Origin of the sequence: Streptomyces sp. NPDC048565 (assembly GCF_040650935.1) — a bacterium.
Classification (GTDB): Bacteria; Actinomycetota; Actinomycetes; order Streptomycetales; family Streptomycetaceae; genus Streptomyces.
This window is the reverse complement of the sequence record NZ_JBEZIH010000041.1, coordinates 40040-50604: the sequence shown is the minus strand read 5'-3', so window position 1 is coordinate 50604 and position 10565 is coordinate 40040. Positions and strand designations below refer to the sequence as shown.

At 71.5% G+C, this 10565-nt stretch carries 9 protein-coding genes and 1 pseudogene; 8 read left to right on the top strand and 2 right to left on the bottom strand.

The window, feature by feature from the left end:
* A pseudogene (locus AB0C75_RS33960) lies at positions 1–119 on the bottom strand (xylose isomerase); the annotation flags it as partial.
* Between the two features lie 251 nt (positions 120–370).
* Here AB0C75_RS33960 and xylB point away from each other — a divergent pair.
* The 5 genes from xylB to AB0C75_RS33935 all read left to right on the top strand — a co-directional run bounded on the left by xylB (position 371) and on the right by AB0C75_RS33935 (position 7576).
* Positions 371–1852 carry a xylulokinase gene (gene xylB / locus AB0C75_RS33955; RefSeq protein ID WP_362896055.1) on the top strand — a complete coding sequence of 494 codons (1482 nt, stop codon included), beginning with the start codon at positions 371–373 and terminating at the stop codon, positions 1850–1852.
* 70 nt (positions 1853–1922) lie between these two features.
* A complete protein-coding gene (locus tag AB0C75_RS33950; protein WP_362896054.1) occupies positions 1923–3212 on the top strand; it encodes a VWA domain-containing protein in 1290 nt (429 codons plus the stop codon).
* Positions 3212–4063 (top strand): hypothetical protein, encoded by an 852-nt coding sequence (locus AB0C75_RS33945; protein ID WP_362896053.1) that lies wholly within the window; start codon positions 3212–3214, stop codon positions 4061–4063. Before AB0C75_RS33950 ends, AB0C75_RS33945 begins: the two co-directional genes overlap by 1 nt.
* A gap of 156 nt (positions 4064–4219) precedes the next feature.
* Positions 4220–5587: a cytochrome P450 gene (locus AB0C75_RS33940; protein ID WP_362896052.1), complete on the top strand. Its 1368-nt coding sequence runs from the start codon at positions 4220–4222 to the stop codon at positions 5585–5587.
* Positions 5588–5683: 96 nt separating this feature from the next.
* On the top strand, positions 5684–7576 hold the full coding sequence (locus AB0C75_RS33935) for an ABC transporter ATP-binding protein (protein ID WP_362896051.1): 1893 nt from the start codon (positions 5684–5686) through the stop codon (positions 7574–7576).
* Between the two features lie 34 nt (positions 7577–7610).
* On the opposite strand, the gene AB0C75_RS33930 is transcribed toward AB0C75_RS33935, so the two are convergent.
* Positions 7611–8108: an SDR family oxidoreductase gene (locus tag AB0C75_RS33930; protein WP_362896050.1), complete on the bottom strand. Its 498-nt coding sequence runs from the start codon at positions 8106–8108 to the stop codon at positions 7611–7613.
* On the opposite strand from AB0C75_RS33930, the gene AB0C75_RS33925 reads away from it, so the two are divergent.
* From AB0C75_RS33925 to AB0C75_RS33915, 3 genes are all read left to right on the top strand, one after another.
* Positions 8082–8486 carry a TetR family transcriptional regulator C-terminal domain-containing protein gene (locus AB0C75_RS33925; RefSeq protein ID WP_362896049.1) on the top strand — a complete coding sequence of 135 codons (405 nt, stop codon included), beginning with the start codon at positions 8082–8084 and terminating at the stop codon, positions 8484–8486. The genes AB0C75_RS33930 and AB0C75_RS33925 overlap by 27 nt on opposite strands.
* 111 nt (positions 8487–8597) lie before the next feature.
* Complete coding sequence (locus AB0C75_RS33920) at positions 8598–9233, top strand: hypothetical protein (RefSeq protein ID WP_362896047.1); 636 nt, start codon at positions 8598–8600, stop codon at positions 9231–9233.
* A 121-nt stretch (positions 9234–9354) separates the two neighbouring features.
* Positions 9355–10545 (top strand): low temperature requirement protein A, encoded by a 1191-nt coding sequence (locus tag AB0C75_RS33915; RefSeq protein ID WP_362896046.1) that lies wholly within the window; start codon positions 9355–9357, stop codon positions 10543–10545.
* The last annotated feature ends 20 nt before the right edge of the window (positions 10546–10565 follow it).

Sequence of the window (10565 nt, the reverse complement as noted above, 5' to 3'; positions counted from 1 at the left end):
TCCACCGGATCGAGCGCCGGACGCGTCGCGTCACCGAACGGGTCATTCCCACGCCATCCCACGGTCCACAGACCGAAGGTGAACCTGTCCGCGGGAGTGGGGGTGAAGCGATCGCTCATGGTGTCTCCGCCTTCGCCTGCCTGCGGTCCGGGGTCGTCGTCGGTACCCCGAGCCAATTTGTTCACTGACATGATTAATTATGCACACGACGCCGGGCGGACGTAACCCCCCGGGAGCCGGAACGGGGGCAGCCCCTGTTCCGGACGCCCTCGATCACGTAATTTGTTTGTCGCACTCCCAAAAGAGTGCCGCCACCACCGGAAACACCGGATCCCCGCACCGCAGGAAACCGCACGAGAAGAGGTAGCCCATGCCGCCGCGTACCGTCGTCATCGGCGTGGACAGCTCCACCCAGTCCACGAAGGCTGCAGTCACCGACACCGAGACCGGTGAGCTGCTTGCCGTCGGCCGCGCCCCGCACGTCGTCACGGGTGAGGGCGGCGCGCGCGAGACCGATCCCGAGGTCTGGTGGCGGGCGCTGTGCGACGCCGTGACGGCCGGACTCAAGGAGTCCGGTCTCTCCGCGTCCGCCGTCACCGGCATCGCCGTGGCAGGACAGCAGCACGGACTCGTGACCCTCGACCGCACCGGCCGCCCCCTGCGCCCCGCGCTCCTGTGGAACGACACGCGCTCCGCGCCCCAGGCCGCCGCGCTCGTCGCCGAGCTGGGTGGCCCCGAGGCGTGGACCGCGCGTACCGGCACGGTGCCCGTCGCGTCCATGACCGCCACGAAGTGGCGGTGGCTGCGCGAGAACGACCCGGAGAACGCCGAGGCGACGGCGGCCGTGCGGCTGCCCCACGACTTCCTCACGGAGCGGCTCGCGGGGGTCGCGGCGACGGACCCCGGAGACGCCTCCGGCACCTGCTGGTACTCCACCGCGACGGGCGCCTACGACCCGGAGCTCCTGGACCGCCTCGGCCTGGACATCTCCATGCTGCCCGAGGTCGCCGCAACCGGCGGTACCCGCATCGGCTCCCTGACCGAGGCCGCCGCCGAGGCGCTCGGTCTGCCGGCCGGGATCGCCGTCGCTGCCGGAACCGGCGACAACATGAGCGCCGCGGTGGGCCTCGGCCTCGGGGGTGCGGGGCTGCTCGACCACCCGGTCCTGAGCCTCGGCACCTCGGGCACGGTCTTCGCCGCCTCCCTGACCCGTCCCGCGTCCACGGCGCTCTCCGGCTTCGCCGCGGCCGACGGTTCGTATCTCCCGCTGGCCTGCACCCTCAACTGCACCCTGGCCGTCGACAAGGTGGCCACCCTGCTCGGCCTGCACCGTGACGACGCGACGCCCGGCGGCGAGGCCGTCCTCCTTCCCTACCTGGACGGCGAACGCACCCCGGACCTGCCCACCTCGTCCGGGCTCCTCACCGGCCTGAGGCACGACACCACGCCGCAGCAGCTGCTCGGCGCGGCGTACGAGGGCGCGGCGTTCACCGTGCTGCGGGCTCTCGACGAGCTGCTGCGGGCGTGCGGACTCGACCCGGCCGACCCCGAGGTCGCCGGCCGGCCGCTGCGGCTGATCGGCGGCGGCGCCCAGGGCCGCACCTGGGTGGAGACCGTGCGCCGGCTCTCCGGCCGGCCCATGATCGTCCCCGGCAGCGGCGAGCTGGTCGCTCTCGGTGCGGCCGCGCTGGCCGCTTCCGCGGCGGGCGGCGGCGACCCGGTCGCCATCGCCACCCGCTGGAACGCGAAGTCGGACGACGCCGAACTCCCGCAGGTGGAGCGGGACACGGAGGCCTGGGAGCGCGTCGGATCGGTGCTGGACAAGGCGTCGGAGCCGCTGCTCGGCGGATGAGACCGGCCCCGAAGACGCCTTCGGCGTACGCGTTTTGGGGATGACTGCGGATCTTCAATAGGATCCGGCGATGATCATAAGAAAACGGCTGACGGCCGGGGTGTGCGTCCTGCTCGCCACCCTGGCCGCCGGGTTCGGCACCGCCGTTCCGGCCGCCGCCGACGAACCCTCCACCACCGCGCCACCCAAGGTCGAACTGGTCCTTGACGTCAGCGGTTCCATGAGCGCCCGCGACATCGACGGCAAGTCCCGCATATCCGCGGCCAAGCAGGCGTTCAACAACGTCCTGGACGCGGTTCCCGAAGAGGTCGAGCTCGGCATCCGTACGCTCGGCGCCGACTATCCCGGCGACGACCGCAAGGTCGGCTGCAAGGACACCAAGCAGCTCTACCCGGTCGGCCCGCTCGACCGCACGGAGGCCAAGACCGCCGTCGCCACCCTGACCCCGACGGGGTGGACCCCGATCGGCCCCGCCCTGCTCGGCGCGGCCGACGACCTCGACGGCGGGGACTCCACCCGGCGGATCGTCCTCATCACCGACGGCGAGGACACCTGCGGCCCGCTCGACCCCTGCGAGGTCGCCCGCGACATCGCCGCCAAGGGGATCCACCTGGTCATCGACACGCTGGGCCTGGTTCCCGACGCCAAGATCCGGCAGCAGCTGACCTGCATCGCCGAGGCGACGGGCGGCACCTACACGGCGGTCCAGAGCACCGACGAACTCTCCGGCCGTGTCAAACAGCTCGTGGACCGCGCCGCCGAGCCCGTCATCACCCCGGTGGCCACCGAGGGCGCGGGCAGTTGCTCCGTCGCCCCGGAGCTCAAGGCCGGGCTCTACACGGACCGTCAGAAGGTCGGCCAGCACCGCTGGTACCGGGTGGACGTCCCGGCCGGCCAGGAACTGCGCGCCTCGGTGAGCGTGTCGGCCGACCGCGCGGTGAACGACGACTACGGCGTCCTGCTGCGCGCCCTGACCACGCACGGCCGTGAGATCGTCCGGGGCTCGGAGTCCGGCACGGGGCGTACGGACGCCATCTCCGCCGGGCTGCGCTATCCGAAGCCCGAGCAGGACGATGCCGACGACACCGACAACGCGGACGGTGAGCCCGCCGCCGAGACCGTGTGTCTCCAGCTCAGCAACTCCTTCTCCACGCCCGCATCCGCGAAGAGCACTCCCGGGATGCCCGTCGAGCTGACCATCGATCTGGTGGACGCCCCCGACGAGGCCTCCGATGTCGCCGCGTTCGGCCTGGGCCGCGGCTGGTGGCTGCTCGGTGTCATGGTGCTGACCGGACTGATCGCAGGTCTGCTGTTCGGCTGGATCTCGCGCTGGCGCGTTGCCGTATGGAGGACCAACTGATGCGTACCACCCGGAGAAACACCCTGAGGCGCGGCTGCGTGGGCGCGCTGCTGGCCGCCGTCACCCTGCTCACGTCGGCGGGCGCCGCGGTCGCCGACGACGACCCGGCCGACGATACGTCGGCGAGCGCGAGCCCGGCCGACGGCGAGTCGTCCGGCCCGACGGAGGCCGGCACCACCTTCCGTACCGCCACGGCCATGCGGCAGGACCAGACCGCCACCGCCGAGGCGTCCACGGGTGACTATCTGTACTGGGCCTTCCCGGCGGACTCCGGGCAGCGTCCCACCGTCCGCGCGAAGGTGAACCTGCCGAAGAGTGACGCCCGGCACGGCGCGTCGACCTGGCAGGTCGACGTGTACGACGGGCTCCGCCGCCGGCAGTCCTGCATGTACGGCCACCAGACCAGGATCGCGGCGCCCGAGGCGGGCACCGTCGAGCTGTCCTGTGTGCTGCGTACGGTCCGTGCCTGGTCCGAGCCGTGGGCGTCCGACCCGCTTCCCGGCACCTACTACGTACGCCTGACGGTGGTGGACCTGGCCGATGAGGACCTCGGGCTGCCGGTCACCGTCGAGACCGAGGTGACCTCGGCCGACCAGGGCGGCGCCCATGACGTGGACGGCTCTCTCGCCGAACCCCTGGTGCCGGGAGTCTCCGTCGCCTCGGCGCAGGGCGCCGCGGCCCCTGCGGGCAGCGAGCCGGAGGACGGCTGGTCCTCAGGCTGGTGGACCAGCCGCTGGCTGTGGACCGTCGGCGGCGGTGTACTCGCCGCGCTGGCAGCCGTGTTCGGTCACTCCCTGACACGAGGCCGGGGCCGCCCTTCCCACGTCCCGTCGGGTCACGCGGGTCTCTGACCCTCCTGACACCCCGGACCCGAGGGCCGCAGGCCAACGCCTGCGGCCCTCGCGCGTACCAGGACCCGGTACCGAACCGCCCGCTTCGAACCCATGGCCGAGCGGCGCTAGGCTCATCAACTCACGTACTGCACACGGCAGATGACGGGAGTCTTCATGTCCACGGAAACCGGTGCGGCCGTCGGTGCCGAGCCCCGGGGCCACCGGCTCGTCCAGGGCCCGAGGGGCCTGCCCTTACTGGGGAGCCTGCCGCAGTTCGGCAAGGATCCCCTCGCCTTCTTCGAGCGCCTGCGCGGACACGGGGACATGGCCCGCTGGCGCTTCGGCCGCAACGACTGCGTCTTCGTCGCCGACCCCGAGTACATCGGGGAGCTGCTCACCGAGACGGAACGCACTTTCGACCAGCCGCTGCTGGGCATCGCCTTCCGTACGGTCATGGGCAACGGCGTGGTCGTCGCGCGCGGCAGCGACTGGCGGCGCAAGCGGTCGCTGGTGCAGCCATCGGTGCGGCCCAAGCAGGTGAAGTCGTACGCCTCCACGATGACGGCGTGCACGGTGGAGCTCGCCGACTCCTGGTCGGGCGGCGAACGCGTCGACGTCAAGCGGGAGATGGCGGCGCTGACGCAGAGGATCGCGGTCCGCACCATCTTCGGGGTGGACACTCCGGCCGACGCCGAGTCGATGGGCCGCGCCATGGATATCGCCCAGCAGGAGATCGGCAAGGAGTTCAGCGGACTCGGCGCCGTCCTGCCCGACTGGGTGCCGACCCCGGGGCGCGCCAGGATCAAGAAGGCGGCCGCGGTGATCGACGCGGAGGTCGGGCGGGTGGTGGCCCGCCACCGGGACGGCGACGGCGAGCGCCCGGACCTGCTGAGCCGGCTGCTCACCGCGGTGGACGAGACCGGGGCGCACCTCTCCGACAAGGAGATACGCGACGAGACCGTCACGCTGTACATCGGCGGTCATGAGACGACCAGTTCCACGCTGGTGTGGGCCTGGTATCTGCTCTCGCGCACCCCGCACGCGCTGGCGGCGCTCACCGATGAGCTGGACCGGGTGCTCGGCGACCGGGAGCCCGGCATCGACGACTACGCACAACTGACGTACGCCCAGGCGGTGGTGAAGGAGACCCTGCGGCTGTACCCGACGATCTGGCTGGTCACCGGGGTCGCCAAGGAAGGCGCCCGGATCGGCGGCATACCGTTGCGGGAGGGCACCCGGGTGTGGAGCAGCCAGTGGGCCACGCACCGGGACGAGCGCTGGTTCCCCGAACCCGAGGCGTTCCGCCCGGAGCGCTGGGACGCACAGGACGGGGACGAGATCCCGGAGTACGCCTGGTTCCCGTTCGGCGGCGGCCCCCGGGTCTGCCTCGGTACGCGCTTCGCGATGGTGGAGGCCGTGCTGATACTCGCCGTCCTGGCGCGACGCTTCGAACTGGACGTGGACCCGGGCCCGGTCGGCCCCGTCCCGACGCTCACGCTCCAGCCGGACCGGGAGGTCCTGGCGACCGTACGGGCGCGCTGAACAGCGCCGACGGGTGAAGCCGGCCGGGAACGCTTGACCTCAAGTTTACTTGAGGTCCTAGCGTGCCACGCACACCGACTTCCCCGGAGGCACCGCATGGACATGGAAATCACCGCCTGGCACTCACTGCACAGCACGGTGAACGCGCAGCAGGACCGCAGGCCGTTCTCCAGGGCCACGCTCCGCCGCATCGCCGCGTTCGCCCGGCCGCACCGGCGCCGGATCCGCCGCTTCCTGCTCCTCAGTGTGGTCACCGCCCTCCTCGCGGTGGCCACACCGGTGCTGGCAGGGCGGGTCGTCGACGCCATCGTGCGGGCCGACGACCCCGGCACGGTCGCCCGGATCGCCCTGCTGATCGCGCTGATCGCCGTGGCCGAGGCCGGACTCGGACTCCTCACCCGGTGGCTGTCGGCGACCCTCGGCGAGGGGCTGATCCTCGATCTGCGTACCGCCGTCTTCGACCACGTCCAGCGGATGCCCGTCGCCTTCTTCACCCGCACCAGGACCGGCGCGCTGGTCAGCCGGCTCAACAACGATGTGATCGGCGCCCAGCGCGCGTTCAGCAACACCCTCTCCGGCGTGGTCTCCAATGTCGTCACCCTGCTGCTGACCATGGCCGTGATGCTCACGATCTCCTGGCAGATCACGCTGCTCGCCCTGGTGCTGCTGCCGGTGTTCGTCGTACCCGCCCGCCGGATGGGCACCCGGATGGCCGCCCTCCAGCGGGAGGCCGCAGGCCACAACGCCACGATGGGCACCCAGATGACCGAGCGCTTCTCGGCGCCTGGCGCGACGCTCATCAAGCTCTTCGGCCGGCCGTCGGACGAGTCCGCCGCCTTCGCCTCCCGCGCGGACCGGGTGCGTGACATCGGCATCCGCACGGCGATGCTGCAGTCGACGTTCGTCACCGCCCTCACCCTGGTCTCGGCCCTGGCCCTCGCCCTGGTGTACGGGCTCGGTGGCTACTACGCGCTGCGCGGCAGCCTGGAGCCCGGGGCCGTCGTCGCGCTGGCCCTGCTCCTGACCCGGCTCTACGCACCGCTGACGGCACTGGCGGGAGCCCGGGTCGAGGTGATGAGCGCCCTGGTCAGCTTCGAGCGGGTCTTCGAGATCCTCGACCTCCAGCCGCTGATCGCCGAGCGTCCCGACGCCCGCAGGGTTCCGGACGGGCCGGTGTCCGTCGAGTTCGACGGGGTCTCCTTCGGCTACCCCTCCGCCGACAAGGTCTCCCTCGCCTCGCTCGAAGAGGTCGCCACACTCGACCCGGGGGACGGCACCCAGGTTTTGCACGAGGTCTCCTTCACGGCGGAGCCGGGCCGGATGGTCGCCCTCGTGGGGTCGTCCGGAGCCGGGAAGTCGACGATCGCGCAGCTCCTCCCCCGGCTGTACGACGCCGACGCGGGCGCCGTACGGCTGAACGGCGTCGATGTACGCGACCTGACGGCCGACTCGATCCGCGAGACGCTGGGCATGGTCACCCAGGACGGGCACCTCTTCCACGAGTCGGTGCGCGCCAATCTGCTGCTGGCCCGGCCGGAGGCGACCGAGGAGGAGATCTGGGACGCCCTGCGCCGCTCCCGCCTGGACGGCCTGATCGCCTCCCTGCCCGACGGCCTCGACACGGTCGTCGGCGAGCGCGGCTACCGGCTCTCCGGCGGTGAACGCCAACGGCTCACCATCGCACGGCTGCTGCTGGCCCGTCAGCGGGTGGTGATCCTGGACGAGGCGACCGCGCACCTGGACTCCACATCGGAGGCCGCGGTGCAGGAGGCGCTGGCCGAGGCCCTGGAGGGCCGTACGGCCGTGGTGATCGCCCACCGTCTCTCGACGGTGCGCAACGCGGACCTGATCCTGGTCGTCGAGGACGGCCGGATCGTCGAAAGGGGCACGCACGAGGAGCTCCTGGCCACCGGAGGACGCTACGAGGAGCTGCACCGCACGCAGTTCGAACACCCGGGAACGGAGGAGGCGGCCCCCGCCGCCCTCTGACTCGGGTTCCCGAGGGCCCTCGGTTCCCGAGGGCCTAGTACGCGAGCTCTCCGATGCCGCCATCCACACGCAGCACGGTACCGGCCGTGTACGCGGACTCGTCCGAGGCCAGATAGACCGCCGCCTTCGCCAGCTCGGTGGCCGTCCCCAGTCGGTGGAGGGGGACGGTCCGCCGCAGCTCCTCGTAGACGGCGGCCCGCTGCTCGGAACCGAGCGGCTTCAACGCGTTGGTGACGGTCGGCCCCGGGCTCAGCCCGTTGACACGGATGCCCCGGTCCTTCAGCTCGTAGGTCAGCCCTCGCGTGTAGGACAGCAGGCCCGCCTTGGCCGCGCCGTAGACCGTCGCGCCCTCGTGCCCGATGAAGGCGGAGACCGAACCGACGAGAACGATCGACGATTGCCGCGAGAAGAGCGGCAACAGATCTCTGATCAAGAAGAACGGCGCTTTGAGATTGGTTGCGAGAAGCCTGTCGAACGCCTCCTCGGTCCAATCCCCGATCGGGACATGGGTGACATCCGCGGCGTTGCTCATCAGGATGTCGACACCGACCCGCTCCTGCCGGGACTCCGCGAAATCCTGAGCCACCCGGCACGTCTGGACGAGCTGGTCTCCGGTGCGGGTGTTCCGCACGGCTGCCTGGTCGGCAACACGACCGCGGAACTCGTACCGCACGACAGCGAAGCCACCGAGGTCGTCACCCGCTCGTACCGCCGGTTCACCGACATCGTCGCCGACGCACTCCGCCGCGCACAGGCCGCCGGGGAAGTCACCGGCACCGCCGAATCCGAGGCCCAGGCACAGCTCCTGCTCTACGTCGTCCAAGGTCTGTCTCTCGTATCGAGGGCAGGGCTCGACAGGACCGCGGCCCTGGCAGCGATCGACACCGCGATCGACGCGTTGCGGGCGTGACCGGCGCGGTTCCCTGTTACCGAGTAGGGACAGAACCCGGTGAACGACGTCCGCCCCGGCCCCGTCTCACGGGGTGCAACGAAACAGGACAGCACAAGGGGGACTTCGGTCATGAACACTCGCCACATCGCCCGCACCGCCCGTTCCGCCGGCCTGGTGGCCGTCGCCGCCGCCGCGGCGCTCGCGCTGACCGCCTGCCAGAGCGGGGGCACGGACGCGGCCTCAGGATCGGACAAGAAGGACTCGGCCTCCGCCCCGGCCTCCACGTCCGGGAAGGGCGAGGACACGTCCAAGGTCGGCACCCTGTCCGGGAAGTCCAAGGCGGGGACGGGGTCCCCGGTCAGCACCGAGCCGCTGCCGGACGGCAGCACCGCCAAGATCTACGAGCTCGGCAGCCAGCACTACCGCGCCGACCTCGTCGACGACGGTGAGGTCTTCGCCTCGCTGGAGACGGACGAGCACGACGCGGGGCTCGACGCCAACGACATGTTCGTCGTGGTGACCCTGGGCGGCCAGCTGCACTCCTGGATGGGCGGCGGACAGACAGGACCCGGCACCTTCGACCTCGCGGGCGGCTGGAAGGCCAAGGTCACGAAGACCGGCACCAACGGATTCCGCGCGGAGATCCTCGGCAGTGAGGGAGCGGTCGAGGGCACGCTGACCGCGAAGGACCACGACGCCGGGGTCGACGCCAACGGTGTGGGCATCGTCCTCACCGCCGGCGGCGTGATCAGTGCCCACGAGTAGACGCCCGCACGGCGGAGGCGGCCTGTCGGCGTTGCCTGCTCGGGCGACCCGCTCGTAACGTGACCGGAGTCCGTCGAGTTGGCCGGACCTGAACAGGCCGCACCGCTGAAACCGGGTACGCATGAGTGAGTCACAGTCCGCCTTCGGCGCCTGGCACCGGCCGATGGCCGCCCGCTTCGCCGGCGAGGAACACCGCACGGCGACCATGCTGGAGCTGTTCTTCGACCTGTGTTTCGTCGCCGCCGTCGCGCAGGCGTCTGCGGCGTTCGAGCACGAGCTCGCCGAGGGGCGCATCGGGCACGGGGTCCTCGGCTACGCGATGGTGTTCTTCGCGATCTGGTGGGCCTGGATGAACTTCACCTGGTTCGCCTCCGCGTACGACACCGACGACGTGCCGTACCGGCTGCTGACCCTGGTCCAGATCGCCGGTGCCCTCGTCGTGGCCGCCGGTGCGTCCGAGGCCCTGCGGCACGAGGACTTCACGGTCATCACCTGGGGCTACGTCATCATGCGCCTGGCCATGGTCACGCAATGGCTGCGCGCCGCCGGCGCCGACCCCGAACGGCGGCGCTCCTGCCTGCGTTACGCGGTCGGCATCCTGATCGTGCAGGTCGGCTGGGTGGCCCGGCTGGCCCTGCCGGACGACTGGGGCCTGCCGGCGTTCGCCGTCCTGGTCCTGGCCGAGATCGCCGTCCCCGCGTGGGCGGAGAGCTCGGCCATGACGACGTGGCACCCGCACCACATCGCCGAACGGTACGGCCTGTTCACCCTCATCGTCCTCGGCGAGACCATGACCGCGGCCACCGCGGCCGTCCGTACGGCACTCGACGAGAAGACGGCGCTCGGCGACATCGCGCCCCTGGTCGTCGGCGGCGTACTGACCGTGTTCGCCCTGTGGTGGCTCTACTTCTCCCAGAACGCCCCCCGACGGCTCACCGGCCTGAGGTCGGCGATCCTCTGGGGCTACGGCCACTACGCCGTCTTCGCCTCGGCCGCCGCGGTCGGCGCGGGACTCGCGGTCGGCGTCGCCCATGCCACGGGGCACGGCCACCTCTCCGACAACGCCGCGGCCGCGGCGTTCACCCTTCCGGTGGCCGTCTTCATCACCCTGGTATGGCTGTTGCACCACCGGGCGGCCGAACTCCGCAGCCGCAACGACCTCGTCCACCCGGCGGCGGTCGTCGCCGTGCTGGCCATGACGTTCACGCCGGTCGCGGTCCTGGCCACGGGCCTCCTGGCCGCCGCGCTCGTCGCCGCCACCCTCGCGGTGGCGGCGCGTCCGCGCGGCGGTGAGGGGCCCGCCGAGGGCTAAGACTGTTCCGGGAAGAGGCC